19 protein-coding genes are annotated in these 19781 nt (G+C 69.3%); 4 read left to right on the forward strand and 15 right to left on the reverse strand.

What is annotated here, in order from left to right; genetic code table 11:
* Positions 1-39: 39 nt before the first annotated feature.
* The gene (locus NL1_RS29830; RefSeq protein WP_067846257.1) at positions 40-1674 is read right to left on the reverse strand and encodes an AMP-binding protein; all 1635 of its coding nucleotides are present in this window, start codon (positions 1672-1674) and stop codon (positions 40-42) included.
* Positions 1671-3314 (reverse strand): AMP-binding protein, encoded by a 1644-nt coding sequence (locus tag NL1_RS29835; RefSeq protein ID WP_067846260.1) that lies wholly within the window; start codon positions 3312-3314, stop codon positions 1671-1673. The genes NL1_RS29830 and NL1_RS29835 overlap by 4 nt, the downstream gene beginning before the upstream one ends.
* A 96-nt stretch (positions 3315-3410) precedes the next feature.
* Here NL1_RS29835 and NL1_RS29840 point away from each other — a divergent pair, with 96 nt between their 5' ends.
* A complete protein-coding gene (locus NL1_RS29840) occupies positions 3411-4262 on the forward strand; it encodes a helix-turn-helix transcriptional regulator (RefSeq protein WP_084511128.1) in 852 nt (283 codons plus the stop codon).
* A 114-nt stretch (positions 4263-4376) separates the two neighbouring features.
* Positions 4377-4745: a VOC family protein gene (locus NL1_RS29845; RefSeq protein ID WP_067846266.1), complete on the forward strand. Its 369-nt coding sequence runs from the start codon at positions 4377-4379 to the stop codon at positions 4743-4745.
* Positions 4746-5057: 312 nt separating this feature from the next.
* On the opposite strand, the gene trmD is transcribed toward NL1_RS29845, so the two are convergent.
* From trmD to rpsP, 4 genes are all read right to left on the reverse strand, one after another.
* Positions 5058-5741 (reverse strand): tRNA (guanosine(37)-N1)-methyltransferase TrmD, encoded by a 684-nt coding sequence (trmD, locus tag NL1_RS29850; protein WP_067846269.1) that lies wholly within the window; start codon positions 5739-5741, stop codon positions 5058-5060.
* Between the two features lie 61 nt (positions 5742-5802).
* Positions 5803-6327 carry a ribosome maturation factor RimM gene (rimM, locus tag NL1_RS29855; protein WP_067846271.1) on the reverse strand — a complete coding sequence of 175 codons (525 nt, stop codon included), beginning with the start codon at positions 6325-6327 and terminating at the stop codon, positions 5803-5805.
* Complete coding sequence (locus NL1_RS29860) at positions 6328-6570, reverse strand: RNA-binding protein (RefSeq protein WP_067782143.1); 243 nt, start codon at positions 6568-6570, stop codon at positions 6328-6330.
* Positions 6570-6998, reverse strand: a complete 429-nt coding sequence (rpsP, locus tag NL1_RS29865) for a 30S ribosomal protein S16 (RefSeq protein ID WP_067846274.1) — start codon at positions 6996-6998, stop codon at positions 6570-6572. The genes NL1_RS29860 and rpsP overlap by 1 nt, the downstream gene beginning before the upstream one ends.
* 281 nt (positions 6999-7279) lie before the next feature.
* Here rpsP and NL1_RS37925 point away from each other — a divergent pair, with 281 nt between their 5' ends.
* The gene (locus tag NL1_RS37925; RefSeq protein ID WP_156095123.1) at positions 7280-7456 is read left to right on the forward strand and encodes a hypothetical protein; all 177 of its coding nucleotides are present in this window, start codon (positions 7280-7282) and stop codon (positions 7454-7456) included.
* Positions 7457-7596: 140 nt separating this feature from the next.
* Here NL1_RS37925 and NL1_RS29870 read toward each other — a convergent pair whose 3' ends face one another.
* From NL1_RS29870 to ftsY, 9 genes are all read right to left on the reverse strand, one after another.
* Positions 7597-8151 carry a dihydrofolate reductase family protein gene (locus tag NL1_RS29870; protein WP_067846277.1) on the reverse strand — a complete coding sequence of 185 codons (555 nt, stop codon included), beginning with the start codon at positions 8149-8151 and terminating at the stop codon, positions 7597-7599.
* Positions 8152-8223: 72 nt separating this feature from the next.
* Positions 8224-8769 (reverse strand): Uma2 family endonuclease, encoded by a 546-nt coding sequence (locus NL1_RS29875; protein ID WP_067846280.1) that lies wholly within the window; start codon positions 8767-8769, stop codon positions 8224-8226.
* Between the two features lie 192 nt (positions 8770-8961).
* Positions 8962-10056, reverse strand: coding sequence for an amidohydrolase family protein (locus NL1_RS29880; protein ID WP_067846283.1), 1095 nt, complete (start codon positions 10054-10056; stop codon positions 8962-8964).
* Positions 10057-10313: 257 nt separating this feature from the next.
* Positions 10314-11885 (reverse strand): signal recognition particle protein, encoded by a 1572-nt coding sequence (ffh, locus tag NL1_RS29885; protein ID WP_067846286.1) that lies wholly within the window; start codon positions 11883-11885, stop codon positions 10314-10316.
* A 102-nt stretch (positions 11886-11987) separates the two neighbouring features.
* On the reverse strand, positions 11988-12305 hold the full coding sequence (locus tag NL1_RS29890; protein WP_245673645.1) for a hypothetical protein: 318 nt from the start codon (positions 12303-12305) through the stop codon (positions 11988-11990).
* Between the two features lie 116 nt (positions 12306-12421).
* Positions 12422-14872 carry a [protein-PII] uridylyltransferase gene (locus tag NL1_RS29895; protein WP_156095124.1) on the reverse strand — a complete coding sequence of 817 codons (2451 nt, stop codon included), beginning with the start codon at positions 14870-14872 and terminating at the stop codon, positions 12422-12424.
* 159 nt (positions 14873-15031) lie between these two features.
* A complete protein-coding gene (locus NL1_RS29900) occupies positions 15032-15370 on the reverse strand; it encodes a P-II family nitrogen regulator (RefSeq protein ID WP_040868325.1) in 339 nt (112 codons plus the stop codon).
* 4 nt (positions 15371-15374) lie between these two features.
* Entirely contained in the window at positions 15375-16673 is a 1299-nt protein-coding gene (locus tag NL1_RS29905) for an ammonium transporter (RefSeq protein ID WP_174553485.1), read from the reverse strand.
* A 458-nt stretch (positions 16674-17131) separates the two neighbouring features.
* Positions 17132-18673 carry a signal recognition particle-docking protein FtsY gene (ftsY, locus tag NL1_RS29910; protein WP_373862608.1) on the reverse strand — a complete coding sequence of 514 codons (1542 nt, stop codon included), beginning with the start codon at positions 18671-18673 and terminating at the stop codon, positions 17132-17134.
* 332 nt (positions 18674-19005) lie between these two features.
* Between ftsY and NL1_RS29915 the strand changes: the two genes are divergently transcribed.
* Positions 19006-19395, forward strand: coding sequence for a DUF2237 family protein (locus NL1_RS29915; protein ID WP_067846299.1), 390 nt, complete (start codon positions 19006-19008; stop codon positions 19393-19395).
* The last annotated feature ends 386 nt before the right edge of the window (positions 19396-19781 follow it).

A 19781-nucleotide genomic window follows, 5' to 3' on the forward strand; every position in this document is an offset into this window, starting at 1 on the left:
TCCTTGCGAATCAGTTGTCGCGTTGAGATGCCGTATTGGTCAGCCGAGGAGCTCCTTTGCTATTTCGCGCATTTCGGCCTTGCGGACCTTTCCGGTGACGGTCATCGGGAATTCGTCGACCACGTGGACGTAGCGGGGGATTTTGAAGTGGGCGAGTTTGCCGGTGCAGAAGGCGCGCAGGGCCGCGGCGTCGAGGGGAGTCGCGCCCTCGCGCATGCGGATCCACGCCATCAGTTCCTCGCCGTACTTCTCGTCGGGGACGCCGATCACCTGGGCGTCCAGGATGTCGGGGTGGGTGTAGAGGAACTCCTCGATCTCGCGGGGGTAGATGTTCTCGCCGCCGCGGATGACCATGTCCTTGATTCGTCCGGTGACGGCGAGGTAGCCGTCGGCGTCCATGACGCCGATGTCGCCGGTGTGCATCCAGCGCGCCGCGTCGATGGCTTCGGCGGTCTTCTCGGGCTGGTCCCAATAGCCGAGCATGACGGAGTAGCCGCGGGTGCACAGTTCACCGGGCTCGCCGCGCGGGACGGTCAGACCCGTTGCCGGATCGACGATCTTGACCTCGAGGTGCGGGCCGACGCGGCCGACGGTTGCGGTGCGGCGTTCCAGGTCGTCGTCGCGGCGGGTCTGGGTGGAGACCGGAGACGTCTCCGTCATGCCGTAACAGATGCATACCTCGTGCATGCCCAGCCGATCGATGACCCGTTTCATCACCTCGACCGGGCACGGTGAACCCGCCATGATGCCGGTGCGCAGGGTGGACAGATCCGGTGTCGCTCCGGTCTTTTCGAGCAGGGCGTCGAGCTCGGCCAGCACCGCGATGAACATCGTCGGCACGCCGTAGAGCGAGGTGCACCGCTCCTGCGCGACCGCGGCGAGGGTGGCGGCCGGTTCGAAGGAGGGCGCCGGGATCACCACTGCCGCACCGTGACTGGTGGCGGCCAGATTGCCCATCACCATGCCGAAGCAGTGGTAGAAGGGCACCGGCACGCAGATCCGGTCCTGCTCGGTGTACCCGCACAGCTCACCGACGAAAAAGCCGTTGTTCAGGATGTTGTGGTGACTGAGGGTGGCACCCTTCGGGAAACCCGTTGTGCCCGAGGTGTATTGGATGTTGATCGGATCGTCGGCCGAGAGCGTCGGCGCGATCGCGGCCAGCCGCTCTGCGTCGATCGGCGCCTCCGCGACCGCGGCCCACTCCGGGGAGCCGAGAATCACCACCTGTTCGAGGCCGGGGCATTCGGGCCGCACCTCCTCGATCATCGCGACATAGTTCGAGGTCTTGAACTCCGGCGCCGCGATCAGCATCCGAATCCCCGCCTGGCGCAGCACATAGCCGAGTTCGCTGGTCCGGTAGGCCGGATTGATGTTGACCAGGATCGCGCCCAGCTTGGCGGTGGCATATTGCACGAGGAACCACTCCGCGCAGTTCGGCGCCCAGATGCCGACGCGATCGCCCTTGCTCAGGCCCGCGGCGGAGAGACCGGACGCGACCGCGTCGACGGCCGCGACGAGTGCGCGATAGGTCCAGCGACGTCCCGTCGGCACGTCGACCAGCGCTTCCCTGTCCGGGTGCGCCGCCGCCGTGCGATCCAGGTCGGCGCCGATGGTGTCGCCGAGCAGCGGGGTGTCCGAGGTGCCCGAGGCGTAGCTCGGCAGCGCGAGGGTCATCGTGCACCGCCCTGCTGCCGCAGCACGAAACGCTGCACCTTGCCGCTGGGCGTCTTGGGCAGGCTCGTCACGAAATGCACCCGTCGCGGGTAGGCGTGCGCGGCGAACTTCTCCTTGACCAGTTGCTGCAACTCGGCGGCCAGCTCTTCGCTGCCCGCGGATCCGGTGCGCAACACCACGAATGCTTCGAGCACCTCGCCGCGTAATTCGTCCGGCAGGCCGACCACCGCGGCCTCCGCCACCTGCTCGTGCAGGACGAGCACGCTCTCCACCTCGAAGGGGCCGATGCGGTAGCCCGCCATGATGATCACGTCGTCGTCGCGGGCGGAGAAGTGGAAGAAGCCGTCGGCGTCGCGGGATCCGGCGTCGCCGGTGAGATACCAGCGACCGTCGGCGGTGAAGCGCTGCGCGGTGCGCTCCGGGGCGTCGAGATAGCCGAGGAACCACAGCAGCGGGCTGCGCTCGGTGTCGATCGCGACGCGGCCCAGTTCGCCCGGCGCGGCCTCGCGGTCGGTGTCCTCGGCGAGCACGGCGCACGTCCACCCGGGCAGCTGCCTGCCCATCGACCCGAGCGGGACGGTGGCGCTGAGTTCGTCGTGCCACGCGTTGCAGATGACCATGCCGTGCTCGGTCTGCCCGTAGTGGTCGCGGACGGTGACCCCGAGGTTCGTGGCCGACCAGGCGACGACCTCGGGAGTGAGCGGTTCACCCGCGGACGAGGCGCGGCGCAGCGCGAAATCCGGTGGCGGCGAGGTGCCGTCGGCGCGCAAGGCGCGGTAGACGGTGGGCGCCGCGGCGAAATTGGTGACACCGAACCGCTCCAGGACCTGCCAGGTGAGCGACGCCGAGAAGCCCGCGTGCAGCAGCAGGCTGCGGGTTCCCGAGGCGAGCGGGCTCAGGATCGCGTAGTACAGCCCGTAGGCCCAGCCGGGATCGGCGGCGTTCCAGTAGACGTCGTCGGGTCGGACGTCCAGCGCGAACTCCTGATACGCGTGGAACGACGCGAGCGCGCGCACCGGGATCGGCACGCCCTTCGGGGTGCCGGTGGTGCCGCTGGTGAACAGCTGGACCAGCAGTCCGTCGCCGCCGACCGAGACGGCGGCGGCGCGCGGGTCGTCGGCGGCGTACGCGTCGAGCAGGTCGGCGAAGCGCAACGTGTCCGGACGCACCTCCGCGGGCGAGCCCGCGACGATCAGCCGCCACGGCGCGTCGGCCGGAATGTCCTCGCCGGGCGCGAGCTTCGCCGCCTGATCGGCGTCCGCGACGACGAGCGCGGCCCGGCTGGCTTCCAGCCGGAAGGCGATGGCGGGCGGCGCGAACGCGGTGAACAGGGGGACGTGCACCGCGCCGCGGCGCCAGATACCGAGCAGCGCCACGATCAGATCCGCGGACTTGCCCATCAGCGTCGCGACGCGATCGCCGCGCCCGACGCCGAGACCCGCCAGCGCCGCCGCGAATCGCGCCGAACGCTCCCGCAGTTCGCCATAGGTGAGGTCGGTGGCGCTCAGATCCGCGTCGACCACCGTGAACGCGACCCGGTCCGCCGGATGCCTGTCGCACAGCAGGTGCGCCGCGCACGCCTCCGATCCGTCGTAACACTCCAGTAGTTCGCGTACCCGCGCATCCAGGTCCGTGCTCATCTCGTCTCTCCTCGTCGGTGATCCACGCCACCCTCGTGTCCCATAGGATGTGGGTCGCATCACGTTCGTCACTACCCCCGAAAAGGGGTGAGTCGTTTGACCACCACTTCCCTGCTGCGTCCCCGCGATGCGGACGCGCTACGCGCCGAGATTCGCTGGGTGGCGCACCGGGCGGGCGTCCCTGTCGTATTCGGTGGCGAGGTGCACGAGGATGCGTTGCTGCTCACCGAGTTCGTCGGGACGACGACCAACGGGCTGCGCGGGCTCACCGTGCTCCGCAAGTCCGGCCTCGGCGGCCGGGTCATGGAGATGCGCAGGCCCGCCTCGGTAGCGGACTACCGCAACGCAGCCTCCATCACCCACCACTACGACGGTCCGGTGTCGGGCGAGGGCATCCGCTCGGTGCTGGCGGTGCCGGTGGTCGTGGCCGACCGCTCGCGCGCGGTGCTCTACGCCGCGACCCGCGGCGCCTCCCCGCTCGGCGACCGCGCCGCCGACCTGATGGTGCAGGCGGGCAAACGACTGGCCACCGAGATCGCGATCCGCGACGAGGTGGATCGGCGGCTGCGCCTGCTGGAGATGTCGGTTCCCGCACCGGACACCGCGCCCGCCGTCACCGAGGAACTGCGCGACATCGGCGCCGAACTGCGCGGCCTGGCGCGCGCGGCCGGCGACGAGCGGCTGCGGACTCGGCTGGACGGCATCTGTGACCGCCTCGGCCGGGTCCTCACCGGTGAACCCGCCGCGGACGCGCCGCGCCTGTCCCGCCGGGAACTGGACGTGCTCGCCGAGATCGCGCTCGGCTGCACCAATCAGGAAGCCGCCCAGCGTCTCTCGCTCGGCGCGGAAACGGTGAAGAGCTACCTGCGCAACGTCATGACCAAACTGGACGCGCGTACCCGGCACGAGGCCGTGGTCACCGCGCGCAGGCTCGGCCTGCTCCCCTGATCACCGCACATTTCGGGTGGTCCGTCGAATTCGCCCGGCCGCCAACGGAATGCGGCGGGCTTCGACTACCTCCCGCGTCGGGGCGGCAATGCGGTCGGCCCTACACTCCCTTGCGTGACAGAGCCTTTCCGTATCGCGGGATTGTCCCTGGACTGCGCCGACCCCGATGCGCTCGCGCGGTTCTACCTCGATCTGCTCGGCGGGCACACGCTGTGGAACAAGGAGCGCAGCGTGGCGATCCGCATTCCGTCGGGCCTAGCGGTCATCGCCCAACGGATCCCCGACTACCAGCCGCCCGTGTGGCCGGGCAGCGCGATCGTGCACCTGGATCTGGCGGCCGACGACGACCTCGATGCGTGCGAGCAGCGCGCCCTCGCTCTCGGTGCCGTGCCCGCACCGACCCAGCCCGGCGACCGGTGGCGAGTGTTGCTCGACCCGGCGGGACATCCGTTCTGCATCACGACGGCGCAGTTGCCCGACTGATCCCCTGAATCCTTCTGCCGGAAGACATTCGGCGCCGGCTCCGGCATGCCTGCACAAGGTTCGCGGGTGGGCCGCTCTGCCGCTCCCGACGTAGTGCGGCAACCTCCGATAGGTCACCGCACTACGTCGTTCACGCCGGGTCGACTTGCGCGGCTACGAATCAGCGATTACCCGTGGGTCTCACGGGTGAGTTCGAGCGGTCGCCGCATGGGCTCCTCCCGCGGTCGCGGATCTCGAAGGTGTTCGGAGACACTGACCGTACGATCACGGCGCGACGTGTGCGGTCACACGCGCAACCACCAGGCGCCGTCCTCAGTCCGGTGGTAGCAGGTCCGGGCGGCGTTCGCGGGTGCGGGCGAGGGACTGTTCGCGGCGCCAGGCGGCGACCTTCGCGTGGTCGCCGGAGAGCAGGATCGGTGGCACATCCAGGCCGCGCCAGTTGACCGGCCGGGTGTAGCTGGGGCCTTCGAGCAGGCCGTCGGAGAACGAATCCTCTTGGTGGGATTGCTGATTGCCGAGCACGCCGGGCAGCAGCCGCACGACCGCCTCGGTCATCACCAGCACCGCGGCCTCGCCGCCGATGAGGACGTAGTCGCCGATGCTCACCTCTTCGACACGCACCCGGCGCGCGGCGTCGTCGAACACGCGCTGATCGATGCCCTCGTAGCGGCCGCAGGCGAACACCAGATGTCGCTCGGCAGCCCAGCGGTGGGCGGTGTCCTGGGTGAACGGCACGCCCGCGGGAGTCGGCACCACGAGCAGCGCGTCGTCGGGGCACACCTCGTCCAGCGCGTCGCCCCACACGGTCGGCTTCATGACCATGCCGGGGCCGCCGCCGTACGGTGCATCGTCGACCGACTTGTGCACGTCGTGCGTCCAGCGCCGCAGGTCGTGCACGTCGACGGAGATCAATCCCTTGTCGATGGCCTTGCCGAGCAGCGCCGTCCGCAGCGGCTCCAGGTACTCCGGAAAGATCGTGATGACGTCGAGCCTCATCCCAGCCCCTTCGTTCCACCGAGTTCGCCGCGCCCGGCCGCGACAGCGCGTGTCGTGCCCATCACTCGGGATCGAGCAGGCCCTCGGGCGGATCGATGACCACCAGCCGGTCGGCGAGCGACACCGTGGGCACGATCGCGGTGACGAACGGGATCAGGATCTCCCGGCCGTCGTCGGCGGCACGCACCGAAAGCAGTTCTCCCGCAGCCGAATGCAGCACCTCGGTGACCGTCCCGACGACGGCGCCGTCGGTGAGCTGAACGGTGAGACCCTCCAGCTCATGGTCGTAGTACTCGTCCGGATCGTCCGAGGGTGGCAGGTCGTCGCTGTCCACCAGGAACAGCGTGCCGCGCAGCGCGTCGGCGGCGGTGCGGTCGGCGATTCCGGCGAGAAACACGAGGAGCCGGCCCGAGTGCTCGCGGGCCGACTCCACGGTGAAGTCGCGAACCTCCGACGAGCGCGGCAGGCGACCACGCAGAGTGGTGCCCACCGCGAAACGCTCATCGGGTTCGTCGGTGCGGACCTCGACGACGAGTTCGCCGCGCACGCCGTGCGACTTGGCGACCCGCCCTACGACGAGTTCCATCTACTGATCGGTGTCGACCACGTCGACCCGGATGCCCCGGCCGCCGATGCCTGCGACGAGGGTGCGCAGCGCGGTCGCGGTGCGTCCGCCACGGCCGATCACCTTGCCCAGGTCCTCGGGGTGGACGTGCACCTCGACGGTGCGCCCGCGACGGCCGGTGATCAGCTCGACGCGGACGTCATCCGGATTGGCGACGATGCCGCGCACCAGGTGCTCGACGGCATCGGCCACTACCGCGCTCATTACTCGGCAGCCTCGGTGGCGGCCTCAGCGGCCTCGTCCTTCTTGGCCTTCTTCTTCGGGGTGACGGCCTCGGCGACCGGCTCGTTCTCGGCGGCGGCCAGCGCGGCGTTGAACAGGTCCAGCTTGGACGGCTTGGCCGCCTTCACCTTCAGCGTGCCCTCGGTACCCGGGAGGCCCTTGAACTTCTGCCAGTCACCGGTGATCTCCAGGAGGCGCTGGACCGGCTCGGTCGGCTGCGCGCCGACACCCAGCCAGTACTGCGCACGCTCCGAGTCGATCTCGATCAGCGACGGCTCTTCCTTCGGGTGGTACTTGCCGATGGACTCGATGGCCCGGCCGTCACGACGGGTGCGGGCGTCCGCGACGACGACGCGGTACTGCGGGTTGCGGATCTTGCCCATGCGGGTGAGCTTGATGCGAACAGCCATGCTGATCTGCCTCTTTCAGGTAGTTGGTCACGGCGCAATTCAGCGACCCGCACGGTCTGCGAGCCCGGTTTCGCGCTTGAAGTGTGTGACCGCCGCGCGGTACGTAACCGGAGACGGGCTGACACTGTCCGGAAGGACGGTGGTCCATTCTGCCAGACCGGGCCTCGCCACCCGAAATCGCCTCTCGACCTCGGTGAGGAGGGCTTCCGTGGCGCGGTCGACGATACCGGCGGGTGCCGGCCCGAATGCAACGTTTCGAGGCCGGGCCGCAATAACCGGTCATGGGGATCTTCCGGCGACGCAACGCCAGGCGCACCAGTTTCAAGCGCGAGGCCGCGCGCGAGGTCAGCGGCGAGGTCGCGGCGGAAGCGGCGATCCATGCCGCGCCGCTGCTGTTCCGTATGGTCGGCGCGGGGTTGCGCGGCATCGGATCGGCCGTCAACGCGATCCTGAACTGATTGTTCAGGCGGTGCGCGACCGGACCCGGCCCCGACCGGCGGACCGATGTGCCCCCGCGCAAACACCTCGGATCGTGTCGGCAACGACGCCGCTCGCACGGGCCGACGGACAACCTGCGTCCAGCAGAATTCGCGGCAAATCAGGCGGGGCGGTAGCGCAGCAGCACCACTCCGGAACGGAACGGCTTGCTCTCGACGAGCCGCAGCGCTGGAATCCGCGCGCCCTCGGCGAACAGCCGCGCGCCGCGCCCGAGCACGACCGGGTAGACGAACAACCGGTACTCGTCCACCAGCCCGGCCTCGACCAGCTGGTGCACCAGCCCGATGCTTCCGGTGCAGACGATGTCCTTCCCCGGCTGGTCCTTCAGCGCGCGCACCTCGTCGAGGCCGCGCAACACCGTCGAGTTCCGCCATCCCGGTTCGTCCATCGAGCGCGACACCACGTACTTCGCCATCTGGTCGAGATCGTCGGTGATACCGGTCTGATCATCGGTCTGCTGCGGCCAGTAGCCACGCATGTCCTCGAAGGTGACGCGCCCGAACAGCACCGCGTCGCAGGCGGCGGTGTGGTCCATCAGCTCGGCGAGGATGTCGGCTTCGTCGTCCACCGCGTCGTTACCCACGGTGAACCAGCCCTCCGTCGCATCGATCACCCCATCGAGCGTGACGTTCTCCGTCACCACCAGATCCCGCATCCGCCGACCTCCCGTTCGTAGCATCCGTCCGTTACTTCAGACGGCGCGAGGGACCCGGATTCATCGCGTGGACTACACGAGTGCGTCGAGATCGATCCGCAACGGAAACGGCACGGTGGTCACGAATTCGCCGGTCACCGCCGGAGATTCCAAGTAACCGAATTCGCCCGCGAGGCGGTAAGCGGTGAGACTGATCGGTGCGACCGGGTCGATGACCCAGTAGTGCGGAATGCCGGCGGCGGCGTACTCGAAGGGCTTGGTGACCGTGTCGGTCCGGCGCGAACCGGGCGAGATGATCTCGACGACGAGAAGAGCGTCGGAGGCTGCCAGACGATCCTCCGGCCCGTCCGTTTGCGTGAGGACCAGATCCGGCCCGCGCACGGTCGGCTCGGCGCCTGCGTCGACGCATACCTCGAATTCGATCAATGATTCCAGCCCTGCGGGAAGCTGGGGCTCGAGCTGCCGGGCCAGGCGATACCCGGCACGGACGTGCTGGCGCTTGGGCCGCGGCGACACGATGAGCACGCCCTCCTGAAGTTCGATATGGCTGCTCGTGTCTTCCGGCAGCTCGGCCCAATCGGCCATCGTCAGCAGCCTGGGCAACGGCGAAATCGTCATGCGAAGTCTTCCACAGGGTTTCGCACTTCGGGCTCGATCGCCTCGCTGGTCATCATGTCCGTCGAGCTCCCGTCGTATCCGACCGTTCGGCGCCCGCCGATCCGTGCTCCGCGGAAACGGTATCGGTAGAACACTATGGACTCTAGTACTCCATTTGGGGTATCGGGCGCGCCGACGACCTGCGTATCGCGGTCAGCGGTGGCCGGTGACCGGGTCGGCGGAGCGGTGGAGGCGGCCGCGTAGGACGACGTATTCGGGCGTGGTGAGGGTTGCCGGTGCGACGCGGGGGTCTTCCCGGTAGACGACGAAATCGGCGGGGGCGCCGTGCTCGATGCCGGGGCGGCCGAGCCAGGTGCGCGCGTTCCAGGAGGCGGCGCCGAGTGCGTCGTGCCCGGACAAGCCCGCGCCGGTGAGGGCGATGATCTCGTCGGCGATGCGGCCGTGCCGGATGGAGCCGCCCGCGTCGGTGCCGGTGTAGATGGGCACGCCCGCCTCGTGCGCGGCGGCGACCGTGCGGCGGACGCGCCGGTGCAGGTCGCGCATGTGGGCGGCGTAGACGGGGAACTTGCCTGCGCCGTCGGCGATGGACGGGAAGGTGTCGATATTGATCAGGGTCGGGACCAGCGCGGTGCCGCGTTCGACCATCATCTCGATGGTTTCGGCGGTGAGGCCGGTGCCGTGCTCGAGGCAGTCGATGCCCGCGTTGATCAGTCCGGGCAGGGCGTCCTCGCCGAACACGTGCGCGGTGACCCTCGCGCCGTTGGCGTGCGCGGCGTCGATGGCCTCTTTCAGGACGGCGTCGCTCCACAGCGGGCGCAGGTCGCCGACGGAGCGGTCGATCCAGTCGCCGACGATCTTCACCCAGCCGTCCCCGAACCGCGCCTGTTCGGCCACGATCTCCGGCAGATCGCGTTCGTCGTCGAGTTCGATGCCGAGTTCGCGGATGTAGCGCTTGGGCCGGGCGATGTGCCTGCCCGCCCGGATGATCTCGGGCAGCTCGTCGTGCTCATCGATGAAGCGTGTGTCGATCGGCGACCCGGCGTCGCGCAGCAGCAACACGCCCGCCTCGCGATCGGTCACCGCCTGGGCGATCGCGCCCTCGCGATCCTCGTGGCCGCCGCCGTACCGGATGCCGACGTGACAGTGCGCGTCCACCAGGCCGGGCACGATCCACCCTGTGGCGCACAGGGTTTCGGCGCCCGGCACCGGCTCGAAGGAGACCAGCCCGTCGCGCACCCAGAGATCGCGCACCTCGTCGTCCGGCAGAACCACCCCGCGTAGATGCACAGCAACCTCCTCCGGCGATTTCGGCTGTCCCAAACCTACTTCCGGGCCGCCCGCGTCGGTCGGCCCTGAAAGGTCGCAACCGACGGCTCAGGCGACCGTCGTGACGGCGCGCTCCCAACAACACAGCTCGGTGTCATGCCAGACCGCGGACCGAGCGTGCGCGGCTCCCCGAGCGCGCAGAAGACGTCGCGGTGCACGCAGGCAAACCGCCGAACCGTTGCGCTCACGGCACAACGGGCGACGCGTCTCGGGCGCTCCTACTTCTTCGGGAACTTGAGCTTCGACAAATCGAAACCGTCGAGGCCCGGCGGCAATTCGTTGAGCCCCGCGGGCATGTTCGACAGGTCGGGCATGCCCGCGGGCATCCCCGGCATCCCCGGCATGCCACCCATGCCGGGCAGGCCGCCGCGCACCTTCGGCGGGGTCGGGCCGCGTCCGCCCTTCTTGCCCTTCTTGCCCTTCTTGCTGCCGCCGCGGCGCGCGCCGGGCAGGCCCATCTGGCGGCCCATCATGGCCATCATCTTCTTGGCCTCGAAGAAGCGGTCCACGAGCTGGTTGACCTCGGAGACCTGGACGCCGGAGCCGTTGGCGATGCGCAGGCGGCGGGAGGCGTTGATGATCTTCGGATTGTCCCGCTCGGCCGGGGTCATGCCGCGGATGATGGCTTGCACCCGGTCCAGCTGCTTGTCGTCGACCTGGGCGAGCACGTCCTTCATCTGGCCCGCGCCGGGCAGCATGCCGAGCAGGTTGCCGATCGGGCCCATCTTGCGGATCGCCAGCATCTGCTCGAGGAAGTCCTCGAGGGTGAGCTCGCCGCTGCCGATCTTGCGCGCGGCCTCCTCGGCCTGCTGCGCGTCGTAGACCTGCTCGGCCTGCTCGATGAGGGTGAGCACATCGCCCATGCCGAGGATGCGGCTGGCCATGCGGTCCGGGTGGAAGACGTCGAAGTCCTCCAGCTTCTCACCACTGGAGGCGAACATGATCGGTTGGCCCGTGACGTTGCGGACCGACAGGGCCGCGCCACCGCGCGCGTCGCCGTCGAGCTTGGTGAGCACCACGCCGCTGAAGCCGACGCCGTCGCGGAACGCCTCGGCCGTGTTGACGGCGTCCTGGCCGATCATGGCGTCGAGCACGAACAGCGTCTCGTCCGGCTGCACCGCGTCGCGGATGCCCGCGGCCTGGCGCATCAGCTCCTGATCGATGCCGAGGCGACCGGCGGTGTCGACGATGACCACGTCGTACTGCTTGGTGCGCGCCTCCTCGACACCGGCGCGCGCGACCTCGATCGGGTCGGCGGCGGAGATGCCGAGCGGGTTGGCGCCACCACCGACCGACGTGCCCGGGTGCGGCGCGAACACGGGAGTGCCCGCGCGCTCACCGACCACTTGCAGCTGGGTGACGGCGCCGGGACGCTGCAGATCGCAGGCCACGAGCAGCGGCTGATGCCCTTGGCCCTTCAGCCATTTGGCGAGCTTGCCCGCCAGCGTGGTCTTACCGGAACCCTGCAGACCGGCGAGCATGATCACCGTCGGCGGGTTCTTGGCCAGGTTCAGCCGCCTGGTCTCGCCACCGAGGATGTTGATCAGTTCCTCGTTGACGATCTTGACGACCTGCTGGGCCGGGTTCAGCGCCGCGGAGACCTCGGCGCCCTTGGCGCGCTCCTTGATCTTCGCGATGAAACCGCGCACCACGGGCAGCGCGACGTCGGCTTCGAGCAGTGCGAGGCGGATCTCGCGGCACGTGGCGTCGATGTCGGCCGGTGACAGACGCCCCTTACCACGCAGATCCTTGAGGGCACCGGTAAGCCGGTCGGACAGGGATTCGAACACCGATCGCGCTCCTGATCTCGAGTGACGTCAACTTCCTCCCAGCGTAATGGGATCGCCCGCGTGTTCGTGCAGGCGGTGCGTCCTGAGAGCGGAGCGCGGTATTTATTCGAGCGCGCGACGGCGTGGTTTGGAAGTCTTGCGGTAGTCGTGGTTCTCCAGCCGGACCATGTACGCGGCCTCCCGGCCGGTCAGCCCGAGCACGAGCGCCAGATCGTCGAGAATCGTCCAGTCCGCACCCTCCGGCGCGTCCGGCGTGGTGGAAACCGTGGAGGCGATGGTCATCGCGGTCACGGCCTGCCGTCCGGTCAAGGTCCGGCCGGGCAACCAGGAAACGACCCATCGATCTCCGCCGACACACCGCGCCATGTGCGTGGTCTCGTCGCTCGTCATCATCGAAGCCGAAACAACCTCAATTGCCACCGACCTGCTCCCCTCGCTCGCGATAGCCAGACGCTCTGATAGTAGGGTGCGTCACGCCACACGGAGAGAAGATCCAGCAAATCGCCTGCAACGCGGCCGTCGGGCGCCGTCGCCGCTCAGGAAACAGTGTCGGAAACCGCGGTGTCGGTCTTCGGCGCGGGCCGCGGCACCACGTCCAGGACGGCCTTCTCGATGGCGGCGCGGCGCTGCACCCCGTCGTCGGCGCCCAGCTCCAGGCAGAACGCGTCGACCACGGCCGACCCCATGGTGACCACCTTCGCCCAGCGCACATTGGCGCCGCAGCTCGCGAACGCGGCGGCCAACCGGCTCAGCAGCCCGACCCGGTCCTCGGCGCGCAGCTCCAGGATCACCTGGCCGGGCATCGAGGCGGGCGACCAGATCATTCGCGGCTGGGCCTGGGCGTACCTGCTCGGCCCCACCCCGGTCGCCTCGCGTTCGCGCTTGGCGAGCAACGCGGGCAGGTCCAGATCTCCGGCGATGGCCCTGATCAGTTCCTGGCGCAGCAGACCCGCGTCCGGCGGGTCGCCGAACTTGGGCGAGACGACGAAGGTATTGACGGCCGACTCGCCCTCGCCGCCGAGCGCGGCGGAGAGCACCCGCAACGAATGCAGCGCGAGCACGCCCGCCGCGTCCGAGAGCAGACCCGGCGCGTCCGGCGCGATCACCGTGACCACATAGGTGTACTTGCCATCGCCCGGCTTCAGGTCGACGTGAACGCCGCCCGCCGCTGCCTTGGCCAGCAAATCCGGAGCGATCGGTTCGGGCGTCGGCAGTTCCAAGCCCGCCATCACCGTGCGGCAGCGCCGCACCAGATCGCCGATGAGCGAGGCCTTCCAGTCACCCCAGACGCCGGGGCCGGTGGCCAGCGAATCGGCCTCGGCCAGCGTGTGCAGCAGCTCCAGCAGCTGCCCGTCGCCGTCGAGCGCGTCGACGACGAACTGCACCGTCTCCGGGTCCGCGAGGTCGCGACGGGTCGCGGTCTCCGGGAGCAGCAGGTGGTGGCGCACCACGGCGCTGAGCGTGCGCACGTCGGAGGGCCACAGCCCGAGCCTGCGGCCGATGTGGGTGGCCAGTTCGGCGCCGACCACGCTGTGATCTCCCGCGCGGCCCTTGCCGATGTCGTGCAGCAGCGCGCCGAGCGCGAGCAGGTCGGGGCGGGCCACGCGCGTGCTCAACGCGCTCGCGTAGGCCACGGTCTCCATCAGGTGACGGTCGACGGTCCAGGTGTGCAGGGCGTCGCGCGGCGGCAGATCCCGCACCGCGCCCCATTCCGGCAGCAGCCTGCCCCACAGCCCGGTGCGATCGAGCGCCTCGATCGCGTCGATGGTGCCGCGCCCGGCGCCGAGCAGGACGAGCAGATCGTTGAGCGCGTCCTTCGGCCACGGCTCGCGCAGCTCGGGCGCGTCCTCGGACAGGCGGTTCAGCGTGGTGGCCGACATCGGCAACCCGGTCTGCGCCGATGCGGCCGCGACCCGCAGGATGAGCCCGGGATCGCGCTGCGGCCGCGCGTCTCTGGCCAGCACCACCTCGCCGGCGTGTTCGACCACCCCCTCATCGAGTGGTCGCCGCACCGGCATGCGGCGCAAGCGGGCGAGACCGCGGCGCGGCAGCGCGTTGGCGGCGGTGCGCAGCCCGACGTCGACGGAGTAGCTCACCGTCCGCGCCGAATCGCTCAGGGTGCGAGCAAGATCGAACCGATCGCCGATGCGCAGGGCGGCGCCGATCTCGTCGGCGTCCTGTGCGCGCAGCTGATCGCGGGACCGTCCCGCGACACGGTGCAGTTCGGTGCGAACATCGAGCAAACGTCGCTGCGCCTGTTTCACGCCGCCGCCGGGCACATCCGGACCGAGCCCCGGCATGGCGTCGGTCAGCTGGGCGACGGCCAGCGCGTCCAGCAGCTGGATGTCGCGCAGTCCGCCGCGGCCGTTCTTCAGATCGGGCTCGGCGCGGTGCGCGATCTCGCCGCTGCGCTGCCACCGGGCCTGGGCTTGAGCGATGAGCTCGTCGAACCGGTTGCGGATCCCGGTGCGCCACTCGCGGCGCACCCCGCCGATCAGCAGGTTGCTCAACTCCACGTCGCCGACGATGTGCCGCGCCTCGAGCATGCCGAGGGCCGCGATCAGATCGTCGTTGGCGACCCGCAGCGCTTGGGGGACGGTCCGCACGCTGTGGTCGAGTTTGATGTGGGCGTCCCAGAGCGGGTACCAGAGCTGGTCGGCGACCTCGGCCACCCTGGCCGGATCCACGTCGTCGTGCAACAGCACCAGATCCAGATCCGAGTAGGGCAGCATCTCCCGGCGCCCGAGCCCGCCGACCGCCACCACGGCGAGGCCGCTGTCGGCGGTGATGCCCAGTTCGGCGCCCTTGCTGGTGAGCCACAGTTCGAAGAGATCGACCAGCGCCGACCGGAGCGACTCGGCATCCAGCCGCGGATTGCGCGGCACGCCGCCGTCGAGCAGTTGATTGCGCGCCGCGACCAGATCGGCCGCCGCGTTCGAGACCCGCTCGCCGTTGTCCTGCTTGCCGTTTCCGCTACTGCTACCCACAACCCACCGCCCATTCAATGCGTGCGGCCCCGCCCCTACCGGGCTGTCCGGTGGGAGCGGGGCCGCCGCTCGTTTCTCCCGTATCGCATGTGCGTCGCTCACGGGCCCTTCGTGGTCACGCTGTGTGTCCGCCTCCGAGCCCGAGGCATCGCCCCGCGGTTACAGAGCGTCGGTACCGCGTTCGCCGGTCCGCACACGGATGATCGACTCCACCGGGGTCACCCAGACCTTGCCGTCACCGATCTTGCCGGTGCGCGAGGCCTCGACGATCACCTCGACGACCTTGTCGACCGACGCGTCGTCCACGACAACCTCGACCCGCACCTTCGGCACGAAGTCCACCGAGTACTCGGCGCCGCGGTAGACCTCGGTGTGCCCCTTCTGCCGCCCGTAGCCCTGCACCTCGCTGACGGTCATGCCGAGCACACCCGCCTGCTCCAGTCCGGACTTGACGTCCTCGAGCGTGAACGGTTTGACGATTGCGGTGATCAGTTTCATGTCGTCATGCCTCCTTGACGAGCGAGCGTGCCGTGCCACCCACAGCAGCGAAATCGTATGCGGTTTCCGCGTGCTCGGACTCGTCCAGGCCCACCGACTCGCCCTCGTCCGTAGCGCGCAGTCCGATCGTGAACTTCACGATGTAAGCGATCACGGCCGTAGCGACCAGGGAGAACGCAAGCACGGTGAACGCACCGACAGCCTGCAGCTTCAACTGCTCGATCCCACCACCGTAGAACAAGCCTTCGACCGCCGCGGGAGCTTCGGGCGCGGCGACCAGACCGACCATCAGGGTGCCGACCAGACCGCCGACCAGGTGCACGCCGACCACGTCGAGCGAGTCGTCGAAGCCGAACTTGAACTTCAGGCCGACCGCCAGGGCGCACAGCGCGCCCGCGACCACACCGATGGCCAGCGCGCCGACCACGTTCACCGAGGAACAAGCCGGGGTGATGGCGACAAGACCGGCGACGATGCCCGAGGCCGCACCCAGCGAGGTGGGGTGGCCGTCGCGGATCTTCTCCACAACAAGCCAGGCCAGCATGGCGGCGGCGGTGGCGATGGTGGTGGTCAGGAAGGTGGCGCCCGCGATGCCGTTGGAGCCGACGGCCGAACCGGCGTTGAAGCCGTACCAGCCGAACCACAGCAGACCGGCGCCGAGCATCACGAACGGCAGGTTGTGCGGACGGAACGGGGTCTGCGGCCAGCCCTTGCGCTTGCCGAGGATCAGGGCGAGCACGAGACCGGCGGCACCGGCGTTGATGTGGACCGCAGTGCCACCGGCGAAGTCGATGGCCTTGAGGTTGTTGGCGATCCAGCCGCCCTGTTCACCGGTGTAGCCGTCGAAGGCGAAGACCCAGTGCGCGACCGGGAAGTACACGACGGTGACCCAGATGCCTGCGAACAGCAGCCAGGAGCCGAACTTCAGGCGATCGGCAACTGCGCCCGAGATGAGTGCGACGGTGATGATCGCGAACATCAACTGGAACGCGACGAACACCGATAGCGGAATGGTTCCGTTCAACGGAATCGCGGCCGGGGCCTCTGGATCGGTGGAGGCAAGGTAGCTACCGCCGAAAACGCTCTTCAGGCCGAAATACTGCCCCGGGTCACCGATGAGGTTCGCTTTGTCCTCACCGAAGGTCATGGAGAAGCCGTACAACGCCCACAGGATCGTTACCAATCCCATGGCGCTGATGCTCATCATGATCATGTTCAGCACGTTCTTGCTGCGGACCATGCCGCCGTAGAAAAACGCGAGTCCGGGTGTCATCAGAAGCACGAGTGCTGAACTGGCCAGCATCCATGCGGTGTCACCGGCGTCTGGCGCGCCGATTACGGGAAATGCCACCTTACTGTCCTCCTCATCTCAAGCCCAGCCGCCTTCGGCAAATGGACCTGCACAGAAGGGTCGCCATTCGGTGTTTCATCCGTTGAGCTGTCGTGTTGCGCCTGCGTGAACGGATGGCGCGGTTGTGTTGCTTCCACGTTTCGTGGTGTACACCACAGGTTTCCACCCAGCTGTGAGGTTAGCGTTCACGCACCGCGACGACCGGTTACCTGTGAGTAGGACACCGCAAACTTTCCGTTCACCGAGCGGCGCGGCGGAACTCTCGAGGACGGCGGCGAAAGTCTCGAGAGAAAGACCATCGAGGCAGCCCGGAGACGGCATCGGGCCGAGATCGCCCGCTATCGATGCGCAAACGGCGAACGGCCGAGCGGTACTTCGCTCGGCCGTTCGATTCGGTGTGGAAGCGGGGCTCAGCCGAGCAGCGCGTCCACGAACGCGCCGGGCTCGAACGGCGCCAGATCGTCCGCGCCTTCACCCAGACCGACCAGTTTCACCGGCACGCCGAGCTCGTGCTGCACCTGGAAGACGATGCCGCCCTTGGCGGTCCCGTCCAGTTTGGTGAGCACCACGCCGCTGATGTCGACGACCTCGGCGAACACTCGCGCCTGCATCAGACCGTTCTGCCCGACGGTGGCGTCGAGCACCAGCAAGACCTCGTCGACCGCGGCCTTCTTCTCCACGACGCGCTTGACCTTGCCCAGCTCGTCCATCAGGCCGGTCTTGGTGTGCAGACGGCCCGCGGTGTCCACGAGCACCACGTCGATGCCGCGCTCGATGCCCGCGCTCACCGCGTCGAACGCGACCGCGGCCGGGTCGGCGCCCTCCTTGCCGCGCACCGTCTCCGCGCCGACCCGCTCGCCCCAGGTCTGCAACTGGTCGGCGGCCGCGGCGCGGAAAGTGTCGGCCGCGCCGAGCAGCACCCGGCGGCCGTCGGCGACCAGGACCCTGGCCAGCTTGCCGGTGGTGGTGGTCTTTCCGGTGCCGTTGACGCCGACGACCAGCAGGATCGACGGATGATCGTCGTGCGGCAGCGCGCGGATGGAACGGTCCAGCTCGGGGCGCAGCGCCTCGACCAGCACGTCACGTAGCACGGCGCGGGCCTGATCGGTGGTGCGCACGCTGCGCGCGGCCATTTCCTCGCGCAGGCGACCGACCACGGCGGTGGTGCTCGCGGTGCCGAGATCGGCGAGGACCAGGGTGTCCTCGATCTCCTCCCAGGAATCCTCGTCCAGGTCGCCGCCGCCGAGCAGGCCGAGCAGGCTCTTGCCGACCGCATTCTGCGAGCGGGATAGGCGGCCGCGCAGGCGCACCAGGCGGCCCGCCGTGGGCTCGATCGTCTCGAGTTCGGGGGCGGCCTCGGCGGCGGCGGCGGTGTCGGGCACGGCCGGGGCCGGTTCGACGGTGGTCTCGGGCTCGGTGAGTGCCGGGTCGGACGCCGTGGGCTGCTCGACCGGGGTCTGGTCGACCGGTTGCGTCTCCGCGGGGGCTTCCGTGTCGGCGGGGGCTTGCGAATCCGCGGGGGCTTGCGATTCGGGAGCGACCTCCGTCACGTCGGTCGCGGCATCGGCCTGGTCCGATTCGACCGGCGCGGCCGTCGCTCCCTCGGGTTGCGCGAGGATGTCGGCCTCCGGCAGCGGCACGTTGGTGATGCCGCGCCGCGGCGCGTCGCGCGGTATGGCCGCGTCGTCACCGACGTGCGGCTGCCCCTCGGTGTCGGTTCGTTCCAGGGTCGGCTCCGGGCGTGTCGCGGTGGCCGCGCCGCCCTGACTGAAGTTGAACCCGCCCGTGGCCGTGTAGCCGCCCGACCGGTCGGTCAGCTCCTTCTCCGGCGTCGGCGCCGCGATCGAGACGCGGCGGCGCTTGTACAGGACGAATCCGGCAACGAACGCGACCACGAGCAGGGCGGCGATCGCGGCTATCAGAATCCAGGCTTCGGAACTCACGTCGACCATCCTTGCAGAACGTCGCATCGCCGCTGATAGGCCCGGTCCGCCGAAGGCCGCCGACCGGGCCGTCCGGCGGGACTCGGCGCGCCGCGCCGTGTGGGCTCGATCACGGACCCGGCGGCCACGGACACGCGCCGCCGGCGGACGTCCGTCGGCAGCTTCCGCGCGCACGGCGGTACGCATCCCACCGCAGGCGAACGCGGTCCGCCGACGGCCCGCGCGTGGCCGTCGGCCGAGGTGGAGAAGCGCATTATCACGCCACGCGCGAGGCCCAGACACAGCCCCCGAGATTTCTTGTCCTGCGGAACTTCTCGCGAACTGACAATAGGATCGGCGACGTGACCGATCGAAACGTGCTTGGGGGGCCGCTGGAAGAGTGCGGCACCGATCCTGTGACCGGTTTCTACCGGGACGGCTGCTGCAGCACCGGGCCGGAGGATCTGGGCAGCCATACCGTGTGCACCGTCGTCACCGCCGAGTTCCTCGAACATCAGGCGTCCATCGGCAACGACCTGAGTACGCCGCGCCCGGAGAACAACTTCCCCGGCCTGCAGCCGGGCGATCGGTGGTGCGTGGTGGCGGTGCGCTGGCTGCACGCGCACGAGGACGGCGTCGCCGCGCCCGTGGTGCTGGCGGCCACCCACGAGAACGCCCTGGAAGTGATCTCCATGGACATCCTGCGCAAATACGCCGTCGACGTCCCCGACGACGTGAGCGACCTGCTCTAGGAGTCGACGCGCCCCCGGCCGCGCACCTCTCGCGGCCTCCTTCCTGCCCCGAGCACCGTGCGGCCGATCGGACCGGATCGGATCGGCGAAGAGCTCGCCCGACGACTCGTGATCTACCGGTTCCCGACTCGCGTCCGGCCTGCCCCCGCCGATCCCGGTCCTCGCGCATAGTGCGCCCGGTCGCCGCCATCCGGCCCCTCAGCCGATCCGCCGAGGGGAGCGACGACACCGACCACCGCCGTCGGCGCGAATGCTCTTTGCGGACGACCCATTTCCGCACCGCACTCCGCACCGCGGACTCGACAACCCGCCACAGGACCGCCGTCAGCTCGAATACCCTTCGCGGACGACCCGCTTCCGCGCCACACTCGGCACCGCGGACTCGA

The organism is Nocardia lijiangensis NBRC 108240 (genome assembly GCF_001613045.1).
GTDB classification, from domain to species: domain Bacteria; phylum Actinomycetota; class Actinomycetes; order Mycobacteriales; family Mycobacteriaceae; genus Nocardia; species Nocardia lijiangensis.